This window comes from Flagellimonas sp. MMG031 (genome assembly GCF_040112705.1).
Classification (GTDB): Bacteria; Bacteroidota; Bacteroidia; order Flavobacteriales; family Flavobacteriaceae; genus Flagellimonas.
On sequence record NZ_CP157804.1, the window covers coordinates 915,884 to 931,803 of the forward strand.

Annotated in this window: 15 protein-coding genes; 3 read left to right on the forward strand and 12 right to left on the reverse strand. The window is 45.1% G+C overall.

Annotated features, from left to right (window positions below; all coding sequences use genetic code 11):
- Positions 1-68 precede the first annotated feature (68 nt).
- Positions 69-1,214 (forward strand): glycerate kinase, encoded by a 1,146-nt coding sequence (locus ABNE31_RS04115; RefSeq protein WP_349352461.1) that lies wholly within the window; start codon positions 69-71, stop codon positions 1,212-1,214.
- Here ABNE31_RS04115 and ABNE31_RS04120 read toward each other — a convergent pair.
- The 4 genes from ABNE31_RS04120 to ABNE31_RS04135 all read right to left on the reverse strand — a co-directional run bounded on the left by ABNE31_RS04120 (position 1,202) and on the right by ABNE31_RS04135 (position 3,393).
- The gene (locus tag ABNE31_RS04120; RefSeq protein WP_349352462.1) at positions 1,202-1,804 is read right to left on the reverse strand and encodes a GNAT family protein; all 603 of its coding nucleotides are present in this window, start codon (positions 1,802-1,804) and stop codon (positions 1,202-1,204) included. The two genes, ABNE31_RS04115 and ABNE31_RS04120, sit on opposite strands and share 13 nt — an antisense overlap.
- A gap of 108 nt (positions 1,805-1,912) precedes the next feature.
- Positions 1,913-2,383 carry a hypothetical protein gene (locus ABNE31_RS04125; protein WP_293281863.1) on the reverse strand — a complete coding sequence of 157 codons (471 nt, stop codon included), beginning with the start codon at positions 2,381-2,383 and terminating at the stop codon, positions 1,913-1,915.
- A gap of 53 nt (positions 2,384-2,436) precedes the next feature.
- Complete coding sequence (locus ABNE31_RS04130) at positions 2,437-2,931, reverse strand: DNA starvation/stationary phase protection protein (RefSeq protein WP_349352463.1); 495 nt, start codon at positions 2,929-2,931, stop codon at positions 2,437-2,439.
- Between the two features lie 216 nt (positions 2,932-3,147).
- Complete coding sequence (locus ABNE31_RS04135) at positions 3,148-3,393, reverse strand: hypothetical protein (protein WP_179383498.1); 246 nt, start codon at positions 3,391-3,393, stop codon at positions 3,148-3,150.
- Positions 3,394-3,589: 196 nt separating this feature from the next.
- On the opposite strand from ABNE31_RS04135, the gene ssb reads away from it, so the two are divergent.
- Together ssb and ABNE31_RS04145 are read left to right on the forward strand one after the other, a co-directional pair.
- Positions 3,590-3,922, forward strand: coding sequence for a single-stranded DNA-binding protein (ssb, locus tag ABNE31_RS04140; RefSeq protein ID WP_127140871.1), 333 nt, complete (start codon positions 3,590-3,592; stop codon positions 3,920-3,922).
- A gap of 142 nt (positions 3,923-4,064) precedes the next feature.
- Positions 4,065-4,469, forward strand: a complete 405-nt coding sequence (locus ABNE31_RS04145) for a hypothetical protein (RefSeq protein WP_349352464.1) — start codon at positions 4,065-4,067, stop codon at positions 4,467-4,469.
- A 72-nt stretch (positions 4,470-4,541) separates the two neighbouring features.
- Here the strand turns inward: ABNE31_RS04145 and ABNE31_RS04150 are convergent, their stop codons facing one another.
- From ABNE31_RS04150 to ABNE31_RS04185, 8 genes are all read right to left on the reverse strand, one after another.
- Positions 4,542-6,095: a M20/M25/M40 family metallo-hydrolase gene (locus ABNE31_RS04150; RefSeq protein ID WP_349352465.1), complete on the reverse strand. Its 1,554-nt coding sequence runs from the start codon at positions 6,093-6,095 to the stop codon at positions 4,542-4,544.
- 87 nt (positions 6,096-6,182) lie between these two features.
- Positions 6,183-6,344, reverse strand: coding sequence for a hypothetical protein (locus ABNE31_RS04155; RefSeq protein ID WP_179383501.1), 162 nt, complete (start codon positions 6,342-6,344; stop codon positions 6,183-6,185).
- A 79-nt stretch (positions 6,345-6,423) separates the two neighbouring features.
- Complete coding sequence (locus ABNE31_RS04160) at positions 6,424-7,266, reverse strand: phosphatase PAP2 family protein (protein WP_349352466.1); 843 nt, start codon at positions 7,264-7,266, stop codon at positions 6,424-6,426.
- A gap of 24 nt (positions 7,267-7,290) precedes the next feature.
- On the reverse strand, positions 7,291-8,199 hold the full coding sequence (locus ABNE31_RS04165) for a histone deacetylase (RefSeq protein ID WP_349352467.1): 909 nt from the start codon (positions 8,197-8,199) through the stop codon (positions 7,291-7,293).
- Position 8,200: 1 nt separating this feature from the next.
- Positions 8,201-10,333 carry a Tex family protein gene (locus ABNE31_RS04170; protein WP_349352468.1) on the reverse strand — a complete coding sequence of 711 codons (2,133 nt, stop codon included), beginning with the start codon at positions 10,331-10,333 and terminating at the stop codon, positions 8,201-8,203.
- Between the two features lie 96 nt (positions 10,334-10,429).
- Entirely contained in the window at positions 10,430-12,526 is a 2,097-nt protein-coding gene (gene metG, locus ABNE31_RS04175) for a methionine--tRNA ligase (RefSeq protein WP_349352469.1), read from the reverse strand.
- Between the two features lie 140 nt (positions 12,527-12,666).
- Positions 12,667-14,385, reverse strand: a complete 1,719-nt coding sequence (locus tag ABNE31_RS04180) for a DUF1501 domain-containing protein (protein WP_349352470.1) — start codon at positions 14,383-14,385, stop codon at positions 12,667-12,669.
- Positions 14,386-14,395: 10 nt separating this feature from the next.
- Positions 14,396-15,910 (reverse strand): DUF1800 domain-containing protein, encoded by a 1,515-nt coding sequence (locus ABNE31_RS04185; RefSeq protein ID WP_349352471.1) that lies wholly within the window; start codon positions 15,908-15,910, stop codon positions 14,396-14,398.
- Positions 15,911-15,920 lie beyond the last annotated feature (10 nt).

A 15,920-nucleotide genomic window follows, 5' to 3' on the forward strand; every position in this document is an offset into this window, starting at 1 on the left:
GTTCCATTTTGAAATGGAGCAGCTCAAATTATCTGGCTTAACTCGATTAACTTGAGTACATTGTGGATATGAAATTTATTTTGGCACCCGATAAATATAAAGGCTCACTTACAGGACGCGAATTTTGTGAAACCGTTGCCCGTGGCATTGTAAAAGTTTTTCCAAATGCAGAATTGATACATCGGCCTTTGGCCGATGGTGGGGACGGTACCATTGATGTGGTTGGGGATTATTTGAACGCATCAAAAGTTACTGTAACCGTAAAGGACCCGCTTTTTCGAAACACTGACTCGCATTACTTGCTGTCGGAGGATAAACAGACGGCTTTTATTGAAATGTCGGAAGCATCAGGTTATAAGCTGCTTCAAAAGCAGGAAATGAACTGTATGGAAACCACCTCTTATGGCACGGGTGAACTCATTTTGGATGCTTTGGAAAAGGGAGCACGGAACATTGTGCTGGGGATAGGCGGCAGTGCTACCAACGATGGCGGTATGGGTATGGCCAAGGCACTTGGATATGTATTCTTGGATGTCAACGGAAATGAACTGGAACCCGTTGGGAAAAATTTAGGAAAGGTCAAGGAGATCCAAAAAAGTCAGGTGAATTCCAAGTTGTGGGACGCCAAGATTCAAGTGGCTTGCGATGTGAACAATCCTTTTTATGGAGAAAACGGTGCTGCCAAGGTGTACGGAGCGCAAAAAGGAGCATCTGAGGAAGAAATTGTGTTATTGGACAAGGGACTACAAGGCTTTGCCAAAGTGCTACAGTCCACTTTTGGGGTTGATGTGCAACAAATCGCGGGCGCTGGAGCCGCCGGCGGACTTGGCGGAGGAGCTGTGGTTTTTTTGAATGCAGAGCTGGCCTCTGGGGTTGATTTGGTCATGGAACTCGCCCATTTTGATGCCTTTTTGCAAGGTGCGGATTGGGTGATTACGGGCGAGGGACAGTTGGATGGACAAACGCTTTCCGGAAAAACCATCAACGGTGTGGTTCGCTCAGCCAAAAAATATGATATCCCAGTTGCAGCATTTTGTGGGTCGGTGGATATTTCAATTGAAGCGATGCAGGATATGGGGTTGGATTATGCAGTTTCCATTCTCAATCAAATAGGAAATTTGGAAGATGCCAAAGCCAAAACCATTGAAAACTTGGAACTGGCCAGTTATAATTTTGCCAACTTATGGTGTCTTGGAAAAGGTCAGCCCAAATAACTTTTGCCCATTTTGAATTCCAACGAAGTTTTGACCGTTTTCCATTCGGTGTTCAAAATGGAATAGACCACCGTATCCCGCATATTGCCGTGTTCATCCACCCGATGGTTGCGTAAAATGCCATCTTGTTTGGCTCCTAAACGCAAAATGGCGTTTCGGGATGGGTGATTGTGAAAATGGGTACGGAACTCCACGGCAATGCAGTTTAAATTTTCAAAAGCATATTTGAGCAACAGGTATTTGCACTCGGTGTTGATGCCTGTACGCTGCACTTTCTTGGCATACCACGTAGCGCCGATTTCCAATCGTTTGTTTTTTGCATCCACATTCAAATAACGGGTGCTCCCCACAATGGAATTGGTTTTTTTGTTGATGATGGCAAAGGGCAGTGCGTTGCCCTCGGCTTGTTGTGCCAAGGCCGTGTCCAGATAGGAGTCCATGGTCTTGGGAGATGGGACTGTGGTGTACCAAAGTTCCCAAAGCTTGCCGTCGGATGCAGCGAAGACCAGATCCACTTTTTGTGATTTCTGAAGCGGAACGAGCTTTACCGATTCGCCTTCCAATTGTATGGGACGTAGCCAAGGGTCCATAGGTTGAATTTAAGGTCCAAATATAAGTCTTAATCCGGCGATTTGAACAAAGAAAAAGCCAGGGAAAATCCCTGGCTTCTCATCAATCAAAAAACGAAATTATATCAACTATTTCGATTCAAATTCCTCAATGATAAAGAAGTTTTTACTCTTCTTATCTACGAGGTAATTGCTTTCCAATACATCATAGTGCATTGTTTTATCGTCTACATTGATATCAAATCCTTTCTCGGTCTGGACTACATCAAAATCATTGTTTACGGTACCCTTGTATTTCAGCACCATATAATCGTCGTAGTTCGGGTCGGAATCGCTATCAATGGCTACCAATTTGGTAACAAATGGTGATGATAGTTTTCGGTCTTGATTGACCATTCCTCTATCCTTACTGTTCAATTCCATACCGTACTTCCTTCGTTCCATCACTTTTACGCTGTATTCCTTTTCTACACCGTCTTCAGAAACGGTAAAGGTCTTCATTTGCGTAGTTGCTTTCATGACTCCGGAATTTTGGCTTTGTCCATATCCCGCAAATGCGGTCAAGGTCGCGAATGATAGTATAGTGAGTATCTTTTTCATAGTATTGTTTTTAGTGATTAATAAATCAGTTCTTCGGCAAAAATGTTCGTTTCTTACTTTAGGTAGGAAGTGAACATCCAGTGTCTCTTCTCCAGCTCGGTCATAAATTCTATCATCATGTTTTCAGTAACAACATCTCCGGTCTCCAGTGATGCATTTACGGCATCCAACATGTTGTCGTGGAGAATTTCGTAATCGTTGAGTACTTCCCGTACCATTTCCAAAGCGGAGAAGTTTTTATCTTTTTCCTCAATTTTGGAGAGCTCCATGGTTTTTTTCATGGTAAAGTTGGTTTTTACGCCAAACACTCGGATTCTTTCCGCTACGATGTCAATATTTTCCTTTACGGTATTGTATTCATTTTCGAATTCTTCGTGGAGTTCAAAGAAATCTGGTCCTTCGATGTTCCAGTGAAAATTTCTAAGCTTATTATAAAATACCTGGTAATTGGCCAGCAGCGTATTGAGGCTGACTACAATTTCTGCGGTCTCCAAATAGGTGAATCCTAATTTTTTAAATGTCTTATTCTGTGCTTTAATAGTTTCCATATAATAGGTTTTTGATTTATTTACTACTAAAGTACAGGAAGAGGGACGCTGGGATTGATGGGAATGATGTAATTCTTGATGCTATTGGTGTTTGGATGCCAAAAAGGCACAAAAAGTCCCATTTTAAGGGCAATATGCGCTATTTTCAATGTTGTTTCACACTTGTGAAGCTGAGTGCAATAACAAGGTAATCAAGCATTTAACAAAAATTAACGATTATTTGGAGTGGTTAGGGTCGAGTGAGCTTTGCTGCTCGTCGATAATGAAGCCTTTCCGTAGCGATAGATATACATCGGATGAAATGTCGGTTACATATTCCTTTTCTCCATTAAAGACTTTTTGGGGCTCCATATTTACAGGGTCGTGTTCCTGAACGTAGATGGTATCCAGTTTGTCGTATAGTTTCTTTCCTAAACTAAACCGTTTGATCACGGTGTATTTGTTAATACTTCGTATGGGCATCACTAAGTGGTTTTGGTCATTTAGTTAGACACCGATTTGTATGTCAAGTCACTTTTAAATAGGTATAATTACTTACATACGTTTACAAACGAAAACAAATAATTACAAGCCAAATGATGTGTTGAAGTGGCTCTAAGTTTGCCTCGTCGGACCAAGGAAGTTCGATGAATACGTGTTAAACTTAAATCTTACTATTATGAATTCACTTAGAAACAAAGTTCAGTTGATCGGTAATTTGGGAAACGACCCTGAAATCATCACTCTTGAAAATGGCACCAAATTGGCCAAGTTTTCCATCGCCACCAATGAAACCTATAAAAACGCCAAAGGGGAAAAAGTAACCGATACCCAATGGCACAACATCGTCGCGTGGGGCAAATTGGCCGAGATTGCCGAAGAATTCCTCTCCAAGGGTAAGGAAATTATGGTAGAGGGTAAGCTCGTGAATCGCTCCTACGAAACCAACGAGGGTGAAAAAAGATATATCACCGAGATCAAATGCAATGAATTATTAATGTTGGGCAAGTAAGCCTTTCAATCCAATATGGACTAAAGGGGTGTAACAGCCCCTTTTTTTGTTTCCGAGGTAGGGAAAAAGCTTTTTTGGTTGTTATATGACCAAACGCCAGAACTGCAGTAGATGAAAAACGTATCCATTAACATCAAGAAAGATGAGATTACAAATTTACATTGCGATATGGTTTACCTTAGGTTTGGCGACCGCAAGTATGGCTCAACATAATGGCCTGTCCTTTTATAAAGAATTGGCCCGAAAAGATGCCCATCGCGAACAAACGGTTGCTTTTTCGAATATAGAGGACGAAAAGGATTTTTGGAAGGACCAAATTCTATTTGAAAATGATTTAAAGGTCCAAAATGTCCCAGCATATCAGGTTTACATGAATGAAAAAAGAATGGCATATTCCGAACATGCCGAAAAATGTAAAAACGACTGTATGCATAGCGACCTTTATTATAAGCAAGCGGGATTTTATTTTATTTATTCGGACGATACCATATACTCCAAAGAAGCAGTGGGGACTGTAGTCCAAGTAGCTTCACCACGCATATTTTGAATGTGTTTTAGTTAGTTAGTCAAAAAAAGGTGCCCGATCGGGCACCTTTTTTATATCGGGTTTGGTATGGACTTAATTCTGACCGCCATCACGCTCGGGTGAACGCGGTGTGGGCCACTCCAATTGCTCTCCAGTTCTGCTGCTTACAGGTAAAACTGCTTTCTCCCTCGATGTTTTTTCAGGATGCTCACTGGCCATATACGCCAGAATGGCTGTAAGTATGGCGTTGTTCCGAACATCATCAAAAACAATCTTGTCGTAAGTATCCCTATTGGTATGCCAGGTGTAGTTCCAGTAGGCCCAGCTCAAAGAACTTAGACTAAAGGCAGGTGCTCCAGCAGCTTGAAAGGATGCGTAGTCCGATCCCCCGCGCGCTGGGGTTCCGGGAAAGGTGGTTTCAATCTCATCGGTGATTTCCGAAGGCACTTCGTGCAGCCACTTGCCGAGATAATCGTACGAATTCAAAAAACCGCCACCGGAAATACGGACTACCCGTCCGGTTCCATTATCTTGATTGAATACGGCCTGTACGCCATCAACAATTTCCGGGTTGTCCTCCACAAAGGCCCTAGACCCGTTTAGACCCTGTTCCTCGCTTCCCCAATGGCCCACAAGAATAGTGCGCTTTGGATTTGGGTATACCTTTTTCAAAATTCGCATGGCTTCCATCATGACCAAGGTTCCTGTTCCATTATCCGTTGCGCCAGTGGCACCGTCCCACGAATCAAAATGGGCAGAAAGGATGACATATTCATCGGGTTTTTCGGACCCCTTTATTTCGGCAATCGTGTTGAAAGTGGGCACCTTGCCCAGTTCCTTGGATTCTGCAACCACATGCAGTTGAGGTTTTTGACCAGACTCCACCAAACGGTACAGCATGCCATAATCCTCCAGTTCCAAATCTACGGTTGGAATCTCTTTGGTGTAGGCACCAAAGATTTTGTTCACTCCAAAACCTCTGGACCAATAGGAAGCAACTATCCCGACCGCCCCTGCTTCCTCTAAAGCAACGGGAAGCGAACGTCTGTCCAAACCTATGTTGTCCATGTTCTTGTTCCAGGCTTCGGTCTGCTCTTCGCGTTCCTTTTTCATTTTTTCGAAGGACTTTTCGGTGGCAAACTCCTCCCAATTGTAATCAGGTCTGCCAGTAGGTTGCGGCATCGAAATCATTACCAGTTTACCCTTCACGTTCGGTAACCAATTGTTAAACTCTGACGAATTTGATACGGTCGGTAAAACAACGAGCTCCGCCGTAACACCTTTTTTGGGCGTGCTAGGGCTCCAAGCCAATTGTGTTCCCCGTAGACTTTGAACCCTTGGATAAACCATATCGATGTGGGTAATACCGCGCTCCCATCCCTTCCATTCGCCCCATTGCTCGTTACGGGCTGGAATGCCCCAACTCGCATATTTGGCAACGGCCCAGTCGTGCGCATTTTTCATTTGGGGTGTTCCTACCAATCGGGGGCCAATGCCATCCATAAGTTCGTGACCCAATGCTTCGAGTTGGGAATTTTCGTTGGCTTCCGTAATAATGGCTTCAATTACGGTTTCCTTGTCCTGTGCCAGCAGCGACATACCGCAGCTAAGGAGAAGGGCAAATAAAAAAGAGGTTTTTTTGATCATGGTTTCTAGTTTGCCTTAAAAATAGCACAAATAAAAAAACCATAGGTTGGGATGGGAGAAAGTAGGGTGCTTTTTTGATGGAGCTGATTAGGCCACTTTCTTGAGCAAATCAAAGCAAGGACATTTTTTACAACGCTTGCTTTCGCTCTTCTTGTATTTTTTGCAGCATTTGGATTTCACCTTCCCTGTAGGAGGCAATTCCCGAAGCATGGCCTTTTTGAGTTTTTTCTTGTCTTTTTTCTTTCCCATCGCGGACAGAATAGGCGACAAAATTAATTGTTTTAAATCAATCTAAATAAAATTTAACAAAAAACTGGGCCCTAATCTTCTAGAAGTGAACGGAAACTCCCAAGGTATTTGGTCCGAAGGACAGATTCCAGCTCACGTTCTTTGGTTTTTGATCGTTGTATTTTTCATTGTACTTGGAGTCTAAGTATTTGTCGATGGATTCCACTATAAAGATACTCAGTACCGTACTAAAGGCTACGTCGGATACCCAATGGAAGTCATCGAGCACCCTTACCATGCCTGGAATCATCCCCACAGCATAAAGTCCACCCTTAATCCACGGGCTCTTAAATTGTTTCGCAATGGCGTAAGCGTTGCTAAAGGCCAGCATGGCATGTCCGGAAGGGAAAGAGTCGTAATCGTAGACCCTATCCAGATGTAGAGGGTCAAAAGTAGCGGAACCAGCGCCACTCTTTGGACGTGCACGCCCAATGATTCGTTTACTGACTTGTTGAAGAAATCCACCTGCTGTGGCGGAGGAAATCAAAAGCACACCCGTACGCCTGAGTTTTTCATTTTTTGAAAAGAGTCCGGCCAAGTACACCCCGCCGGTGAGCATGTAGTTGTTTTCAGGGGCGCCATATTTGTTTCCGTAGTCTTTGATGAAATCTGGAACGTCCTGTTCAAAACCATTTTTCCAATCGTTCAGTTCATCGTCTACGGTAAATAACAGCAAGGTTCCTCCGCTCAAGTAGCCAAAGTTCGCCCAGTCGTTACCTTTCCAATGAAATGGTCTGGAATAAGCGTGACCGACTCCGCCGAAAATATTTCCGATATCGTAGGTAAAATTGTTCCAAAGGTTTTTTTCTTCTTTTTGGGGCAATTCTTGACCAGTCAGGACAGTGGTCAACAAAAGCAATGTGAGATAGAGATAGGTTTTCATGATGGTGTAAAACAAAAGTAGTCGCTAAAATTCTTCATACATATCTTGGGCCAAGCGAAAAGTATTGGCGTGTGCCTCCACAATCACCTTTATTTCTGGCGAATACCCGCCGCCCATGCTGCATTGCACAGGAATTTGGGCATCAAAACAGCTTTGGAGTACAAAACGGTCGCGTTCCTTGCAACCATCCAAGGTCATGGAAAGGGTGCCCAACTTATCCGATTCGAGCACATCAACCCCGCACAGGTAAAAGATAAAATCCGGCTGTACTTGCCCCAGTAATTCGGGCAAGGTGGTTTTTAGGATGGACAAATATTCTTCATCGGTAGTGCCTTTTTCCAAAGGAATGTCCAAGTCCGAAACCTCTTTCTTGAAGGGATAGTTGCCCTTGCCGTGCATGGAGAACGTAAAAACACTAGGGTCTGTCTGGAAAATTTCAGCCGTTCCATTGCCTTGGTGCACATCCAAATCCACAATCAGTATTTTTCGAGCCAAACCTTTGTTCAACAGGTAGCGTGCACCAATGGCCTGATCATTGAGCATGCAAAAAGCTTCACCGCGATTGGAATAGGCATGGTGCGTTCCCCCTGCAATATTCATGGCAATACCATTTTCGAGGGCGAAATGACAACCTTTTATGGTGCCATCCGCAATAATGCGTTCCCGAAGCACCAGTTCCGTACTGAGGGGAAATCCAATTTTGCGAGCGGCACTCTTGGAAAGGTCCAACGCGACCAAATCTTTGTAGTAAGTGGCATCGTGCGCAGCCAAAATGTCTTGGTCGTTGGGAAGTTCGGGTTCAAAAAAGTTGGCCGGTGTGCAGGTTCCTTCATGCAATAATTGTTGCGGCAACAATTCATATTTGATCATGGGGAAGCGATGCCCTTCGGGCAAGGGGTGTTTGTAAATAGGATGGTAGGCTATTTTCAGCATATTACGAACCCTGTTTATGCAGCGCCAATTGTATGCGTTTTCTTTGCACATCTACATCCAACACCTTCACCACCACTTGTTGATGCAGGCTCACATGTTCGTTCACATCTTTTACAAAGGTATCGGAGAGATTGGAAATATGGATAAGTCCACTTTCCTTGATGCCGATGTCCACAAAACATCCAAAATTGGTGATGTTGTTGACGATTCCCGGCAATAATTGACCTTGACGTAAATCGGTGATTTCTTTGATGTTTTGGTTAAAAGTGAACACTTTGGCCTTTTCCCTAAGGTCCAAGCCCGGTTTTTCCAGTTCCTTCAAAATGTCCTGCAAAGTGGGCATTCCAATGGTGTCCGTACAATACGATTTCAGTTCAATGCCTTGGAGCGCTGACTTATTTCCGACAATTTCTTTTAATGAAATGCCTTTATCCTTGGCCATTTGCGATACAATACCATAGCTTTCTGGGTGCACGGCTGAGTCATCCAAAGGATTGTCCCCATTTTTGATGCGCAAAAATCCAGCACTCTGTTCAAAGGCCTTTCCGCCCAAACGGGGCACATTTTTGATTTCTTCCCTGTTTTTAAAAGCGCCGTTTTCATTCCGATGAGCCACAATGTTTTCGGCAAGTTTAGGCCCAATGCCCGAAACATAGCTCAAAAGAGGTACACTGGCCGTGTTGATATTCACCCCTACGGAGTTCACACAACTTTCCACCACTGTGTCCAAGGAATTTTTTAATTGGGTCTGATCTACATCGTGCTGGTATTGCCCAACCCCGATGGACTTGGCGTCAATTTTAACCAATTCCGCCAAGGGGTCGGCCAGTCGCCGACCGATGGAAACCGCTCCACGAACGGTAACATCGTAATTGGGAAATTCCTCCCTTGCAATTTTAGAGGCCGAGTAAATGGAAGCCCCAGCTTCGCTGACCACAAAAACCTCCATAGGATTTTTAAAGGGAATTCGCTTTACCAACTGTTCTGTCTCCCGCGATGCTGTCCCATTCCCAATGGCGATGGCCTCGATTTTATAGGCATCTACCAAAGAACTTATCTTTTTGATGGCACCGGAACTGTCCCGTTGTGGCGGATGGGGATAAATCGTTTCGTTGTGCTTTAAATCGCCCTGTTCATCCAAACAAACCAACTTACAGCCTGTTCGAAACCCCGGGTCGATGGCCAAGATTCGCTTTTCACCCAACGGGGCACCGAGCAACAGTTGCTTTAGGTTTTTTGAAAATACCTGAATGGCAGCAGCATCTGCCTTTTCTTTGGCCGATTTTAAAAGTTCGTTGGACAGTGAAGGTAGCAGAAGTCGTTTGTAGGCATCTGCAATGGCGAGTTCTATTTGTTCGGTGCAGGCATTATTGGATTTGATGAGGCGACTCTCCATCTTTTGAATGGCCCGTTCATCATCAATTTCAATTTTTACACGGATAAAACCTTCCTTTTCGGCACGCATGATGGCCAAAAACCGGTGTGATGGACAGCGGTTCAAAGGTTCGCTCCAATCAAAATAGTCACGGAATTTTTGGGCTTTTTCATCATCCTTTTTGGTTTTGACCACCTTTGTGGTGATCAAAGCATAGCGTTCCAATTGGCCCCTTAATTGATTTCGGATGTCCGTTCTTTCGTTGATCCACTCGGAAATGATGTGTCTTGCCCCTTCCAAGGCCTCATCTTCGTTGGTGACCTCCTCGTTAAGGTATTTGGAAGCTGTAAACTCGATATCATCGTTCCTTTGGGCCATGATGATCTTGGCCAAAGGTTCCAGGCCATTTTTTCGGGCGGTCTCAGCCTTGGTCTTCTTGCTTTTTTTGAACGGGAGATACAGGTCTTCCAAACTGGTCAGGTCAGCACAATTCAAAAATTTTGTTTCCAGTTCAGGGGTAAGGGCATCTTGCTCTGCAACCGCTTTAATGATGGCCGCTTTTCGTTTTTCCAGGGCCTCGAACTGGTTTTTGAATTCGACGATTGACCCAATCTGCACCTCGTCCAAATTTCCGGTCAGCTCTTTTCTATACCGTGAAATAAAGGGAACAGTACAATCCTGATTCAACAAGGCGACCGTATTTTCCACACTTTTTTGTGATAGTTGGGTGTGTTGGACGATGTAGGGAACGAGTTGCATTGATGTTTTTTTGGTAGTTGTCACTTCGATCGCAGTCGAGAAGTTTTTCCACTTAGGCAGGCGGGTTCTTGACCTTACAATTTCTTTGGGTATAAATTAGTTTATGGTCTCCCCATTCGCCACTCCGTCCTCATCAGGATTGACGAAAACCAACTTTCCTTCGGTATTCTCCGTCATCAAGATCATCCCTTCGCTTTCAACTCCGCGTAATTTTCTGGGAGCCAAATTGACCAAGACAGTTACCTTTTTGCCCACAATGTCCTCGGGTTTAAAGCTATTGGCAATGCCCGATACAATGGTCCGGGTATCCAAACCGGTGTCCACTTTTAAGACCAAGAGTTTGTCTGCCTTTGGCATTTTTTCGGCTTCGACGATTGTTCCCGCCCGCATGTCGAGTTTGGAGAAATCATCATAGGTAATGGTATCTTTTTGGGGTGCTATTTCCTTGTCCATGTCAGTTGAGTTGGTGGAGGTTGATGCGTTTGCTTTTTTAGTGGCTTCCAATTTGTCCAGTTGTTGTTGAATTTCGGTATCCTCGATTTTCCTAAAAAGTAGCTCGCTTGGGTTGAGTTGGTGCCCAGCAGGAAGCAGCACATCATTTGTTGCAATGTCATCCCAATGGGATGCTGAATCAAGTTTGGCATGACGTAAAATCCCCTTTAGCTTATTCGAGGTAAACGGCAAAAAGGGCTCACTTAAAATAGCGAGTCCTGTAGCAATCTGGAGGGCAACATACATAATGGTCTGTACGCGCTTTTCGTCCGTTTTAATCAGTTTCCAAGGCTCTTGGTCGGCCAAATATTTGTTGCCCAAACGCGCCAAGTTCATCAATTGCTGACTTCCTTCCCGGAAACGGTAGCGCTCCAAGGATGAGGAAAGTGTTTCGGGAAATTCTTTTAAAGCTTTTAGGGCCTCCTCGTCAACCGCCAAAAGTTCAATTGGTGTTGGCACTTTGCCATCGTAATATTTATGGGTCAAAACGGCCACACGGTTCACAAAGTTCCCAAAAATGGCCACAAGCTCGTTATTGTTTCGGGATTGAAAATCCTTCCACGTAAAATCATTGTCCTTGGTCTCTGGGGCATTTGCTGTTAACGCGTAGCGGAGTACATCCTGCATATCGGGAAACTCTTCCAAATATTCGTGCAACCAGACTGCCCAGTTTTTAGAGGTGGAAAGTTTGTTGCCCTCAAGGTTCAAGAATTCATTGGCGGGTACGTTATCGGGAAGGATAAAGTCACCGTTTGCCTTCAACATGCTCGGGAAGATGATACAGTGGAACACAATATTGTCCTTACCGATAAAGTGCACCAATTTGGTGTCCTCATCCTTCCAGTAGGGCTCCCAATCCTTGCCTTCGCGTGCGGCCCACTCCTTGGTGGAAGAAATATAGCCAATGGGTGCATCGAACCAAACATAGAGCACTTTTCCTTCGCCGCCCTGAACGGGAACAGGAATGCCCCAGTCGAGATCGCGGGTAACGGCCCGTGGCTTTAAACCTTCATCGATCCATGATTTGCATTGTCCGTATACATTGGGTTTCCAGTCCGATTTATGGTCTTCCAATATCCACTGTTTCAAAAAACCTTCGTACCGATCCAGGGGCAAAAACCAGTGTTTGGTCTTTTTTAAGGTAGGAACGGTTCCTGTTATGGTGGATTTTGGGTTGATCAAATCCGTAGCATTCAAGGAAGAGCCGCAATTTTCGCACTGGTCACCATAGGCTTCTTCGTGGCCGCAACGGGGACAGGTGCCGATAACAAATCGATCAGCCAAAAATTGGTTGGCCTCTTCGTCGTACAATTGTTCGGTCTCCTCTTCGATAAAATCTCCTTGCCCGTACATTTTTTTGAAAAATTCCGATGCGGTTTTATGATGTACTTCCGCAGAAGTCCGAGAGTAGTTGTCAAAGGAAATTCCGAAATCGGCAAAGGATTTTTTGATGATGCCGTGGTATTTATCAATAATTTCGGTTGGGGTTACCCCCTCCTTTTTGGCCTTCATGGATATGGCCACACCGTGTTCGTCGCTCCCGCATACAAAGGCGACATCCTTACCCTTTAACCGTAAATAGCGGGAATAGATATCTGCCGGAACGTAAACACCGGCCAAGTGCCCAATATGAATGGGACCGTTGGTATAGGGGAGTGCCGCTGTGATGGTGTATCTGGAAGGAGAAGTATTTTGAGCCATGTAATTTTTAATTAAGCCCCAAAAATACTGATTTTAACGGGATACGCACAAAAAACGAAAGCCCCGAAAATGCGACCCTATTTGGGGTGAGGGGTGCATTTCCGAAGGGCTTCCAAAAAATGAATGACTAAGTATAATCGTTAAGCAATCATCACGGATTTGCTCATTTTCTTATCTCCCACAGAGATTCGGTAAATATATTTTCCTGTGGACAAGCTGTCACGCATGCGTTGACGGATATTGATGTCCACGGCTCCTTCCAACATCATCTCGTTGAACAGGGTGCCTACCCGTTGTCCCAGAATATTGAACAATTCAATATCCACATGGGCCGAAACGGGCATTTCCAGATGGATGTAGGGATCTCTTGGTGAGGTCGCGGGATAGATTGCGGCGTGTTCTATGGTATCCAAAATATCGATGTTTGGATCCATAGGGTCTTGGCTTGGCGGTGTTTCTGGTAAAGTCGGAGGATCATTGTCCATCGCAATATCGTCGAACACCTCTCCACTACAGTTGAACCCTAAGTCCACGGCTTGGTAGGGGTGGCCCAATAAATGTTGTTCCACCGTTTGTCTAGGAACACAGAGCCACTCTGCCAATACGGTGCCGTAAAGGTTTCTGAAGTCCATGGTGTAATCCAAGTTACCACGATTGTTGGGTTCGTCCAAGGATGGGTGGTCGCCCACAAAGGCACTTCCGCTCAATCCTGAACCAAAGAAGAGGGTCGGGGCCGCTTTTCCGTGATCCGTACCGTTGGAACCATTTTCGAAGATCCTACGGCCAAATTCGGAGAAAGTCATGCTCAACACCTTGTCGTCTTGTTCGGTAAAGGCCAAGTCTTCATAGAAGTTATTGATGGCTACGGATAGGTTGGACATCAAACGTTCGTGAACGATAGGCTGATTGCCATGCGTATCAAAACCTCCCAAGGAGATCATATACACTTTGGTGCCCAGGTTTCCTTTGATCAATCGCGCCAAGAGCGCCAATTGACGTGCGAAACCATTATCCTGATACTCCACTTGGTTCTGTCCCCTCATGTAGGCATCGTGAATGGTGCCCGCATATTCGTAGGTGGTGTTGGCCACTCCCCTTAAGAATCGAAGCTGGTCACCGTACATACAATCGCCAAAAGGTGCATTTTCAATTTCGTAGAAGGAACCTGTTTCTGCAATTTGTTCCAATTGATCCACATTATTGGTCACAAAGGCGTAGTTGGTTTCTTCCCCTTGGAAGACCAAGTTGGCCAAGTTGCCAATTTGAATGGCCGCAGGAGCCGCTGGCGGATTAATGAGGTAATCGGGATACAGGTTTTCAAAGTGACGGCCCATCCAGCCTGTGTTTTCACCGGAAAATCCGGTTGTGGTCAAGTCTGTGTTGGCAAAAATATCCGATCCCGTAAAATGGGAAAGACTTTGGTTTTCGTACCCAACCCCGTGCACGGCCTTAAACTGGCCATCGCCCCAAAGCGATTCCAGTGCACTCATATAAGTAGGGATTCCAAAATCGTCGGTAAGCTTTAGGACCTTACTTTCCGGGATGTAGATATTGGGCCTAGCATTGGCGTAGGTATCATATTGTTGAATAGGGATAACGGTACTGAGGCCGTCGTTCCCACCTGATAATCGAATCAATATCAAAATATTGTCCGTTTCTGCAGCCGCTACGGCAGCCGTTAACGGTGATGGTGAGGAAGCTGTTACAAAATGACTTCCCAAAAACATGGATCCCGAACCTGCTATGCCCAAAGCTTGGATAAATGAGCGTCGGCTCCATTTTTTGTGTTCCAGATCGTGGCCTTCGTGTTCTAGGCCTTTGAAAGGGGAATTATCGTGGGTGTGGTGATTATCGCACATGGTGATGGGGTTATTTGAGTTGAAATTCGGGTTCGCGGGACAAATGGCGCAACAGGATATACACCTGTGTTGGAGTTTCTGCACTGATTTGCAGCATCCACTGGCTCGTACCTCCTGGATAGTAATCGGGAGAATAATATTCCTCGGGAACATCGTCAATCTTGAAGGCATCCATGGCCCGTTCAAAATCGGCATCCGTTAAAAGGCCCTTGGGCGTGAACTTGTTGACCAAGGCCCTGACCACAATTTCAGGATTGCTGGTATTGCTATTGGCAGGTCCAACGGCAGCTACCGCTAAATCCCTAAACTCTTCGGGATTATTTTGGAAAAATCGCTCCAAGAACACCTCCATGGTCAACCATCGACCAATGATGAAATTGGTATTGATCCAGGTTCGGTCGCGTTGCCAACCTTCCACTTCTGGAGGGTTGAAAAAGCGTTGGCCGATCAGGGAACACGAATCCATCATATTCATAATGGTACCATCATCATAAGAGAAACCAGTCTCTTTCAAAAAATTGAAATAGAGATCTGCGGGGCTTTTTATTATGACCCCGATAGCGGTTTCATCAAAAAAGTGCTGGCTCTTGAACAGTTGTCGCAGTACGGGAGCAATCTCAAACCCACTACTGATAAACGTTTGGGCCATCCCATCAATGATCTGTGGGGCAATGCCGTTTCCTTCGTCACCGGTAGAATCTGGGTGAACGAAGAATTCGTATAATTTTTTACAGATAAACCAACCGATTTCGTTCGGACGTTCATTGAAAAGGATATCGATAACGTCATCATACCCCCAATTTCCGGTCTGTCCAAAAATGGTCTTGTTGTCGGTGTTGAACTCCGTGGGGTCAAAAGTGACTTGGGTACATCCTTCTTCGCCACGTTCGGTGTAACCAGATAGCGCCTTGGAGGTTTCAATGATATCTTCTTCGGTATAGTTGTTCCCTTCGCCCATGGTAAAGAGCTCATAAAGCTCACGGGCATAATTTTCGTTCGGATTGTTTCCCCGGTTGCGGACCCCATCCAAATAATAGAGCATGGCACTCGTCAAACCGATTTCACTGGTGAAGGTCTTAAAGTTGCCCAGGGCATTTCGCTGTAAGCAATTGATATAGTAGTACAGGAATCCGGGGCAATCGTAGATTTCCAATTGGGTCACAAAGTGATTGCTCCAAAAGAAACTCATCCTTTCGTGCAGTTCGTTATTGACCAAGGCATTTCCGTAGGCCGTGGTGAAATCTTCAATATGGGCCCTTCGCAGTTGGCGGGCAAGATCGTCGTCTTCCGGATAATTGGCGTTGTTCCAATCTGCCCATTCTGGTGCGGGAATGGCCGGGGTGGCGAGCGCCTGATCTACCAAATTGTCGATTAGGGTGCCTGCTGTTTGTCCAACAGCGGCGTTAATGGTCTGTACCGAGGCGCTGAATCCGAGCCTTCGGTACAAGTGGGCCGCACGTAACTCATCCAATGGAGTAGTGTACGGCGCCAAGGTTGAGGAATTACAATTGATAAAGTACTCCATAGCAATGTCT

Bases quoted from the DNA above. Each gene is read 5' to 3' on its own strand.
- ABNE31_RS04115 (WP_349352461.1), top strand. From the start codon at position 69: ATGAAATTTATTTTGGCACCCGATAAATATAAAGGCTCACTTACAGGA.
- ABNE31_RS04120 (WP_349352462.1), bottom strand. From the start codon at position 1,804: ATGGACCCTTGGCTACGTCCCATACAATTGGAAGGCGAATCGGTAAAG.
- ABNE31_RS04125 (WP_293281863.1), bottom strand. From the start codon at position 2,383: ATGAAAAAGATACTCACTATACTATCATTCGCGACCTTGACCGCATTT.
- ABNE31_RS04130 (WP_349352463.1), bottom strand. From the start codon at position 2,931: ATGGAAACTATTAAAGCACAGAATAAGACATTTAAAAAATTAGGATTC.
- ABNE31_RS04135 (WP_179383498.1), bottom strand. From the start codon at position 3,393: ATGCCCATACGAAGTATTAACAAATACACCGTGATCAAACGGTTTAGT.
- ssb (WP_127140871.1), top strand. From the start codon at position 3,590: ATGAATTCACTTAGAAACAAAGTTCAGTTGATCGGTAATTTGGGAAAC.
- ABNE31_RS04145 (WP_349352464.1), top strand. From the start codon at position 4,065: ATGAGATTACAAATTTACATTGCGATATGGTTTACCTTAGGTTTGGCG.
- ABNE31_RS04150 (WP_349352465.1), bottom strand. From the start codon at position 6,095: ATGATCAAAAAAACCTCTTTTTTATTTGCCCTTCTCCTTAGCTGCGGT.
- ABNE31_RS04155 (WP_179383501.1), bottom strand. From the start codon at position 6,344: ATGGGAAAGAAAAAAGACAAGAAAAAACTCAAAAAGGCCATGCTTCGG.
- ABNE31_RS04160 (WP_349352466.1), bottom strand. From the start codon at position 7,266: ATGAAAACCTATCTCTATCTCACATTGCTTTTGTTGACCACTGTCCTG.
- ABNE31_RS04165 (WP_349352467.1), bottom strand. From the start codon at position 8,199: ATGCTGAAAATAGCCTACCATCCTATTTACAAACACCCCTTGCCCGAA.
- ABNE31_RS04170 (WP_349352468.1), bottom strand. From the start codon at position 10,333: ATGCAACTCGTTCCCTACATCGTCCAACACACCCAACTATCACAAAAA.
- metG (WP_349352469.1), bottom strand. From the start codon at position 12,526: ATGGCTCAAAATACTTCTCCTTCCAGATACACCATCACAGCGGCACTC.
- ABNE31_RS04180 (WP_349352470.1), bottom strand. From the start codon at position 14,385: ATGTGCGATAATCACCACACCCACGATAATTCCCCTTTCAAAGGCCTA.
- ABNE31_RS04185 (WP_349352471.1), bottom strand. From the start codon at position 15,910: ATGGAGTACTTTATCAATTGTAATTCCTCAACCTTGGCGCCGTACACT.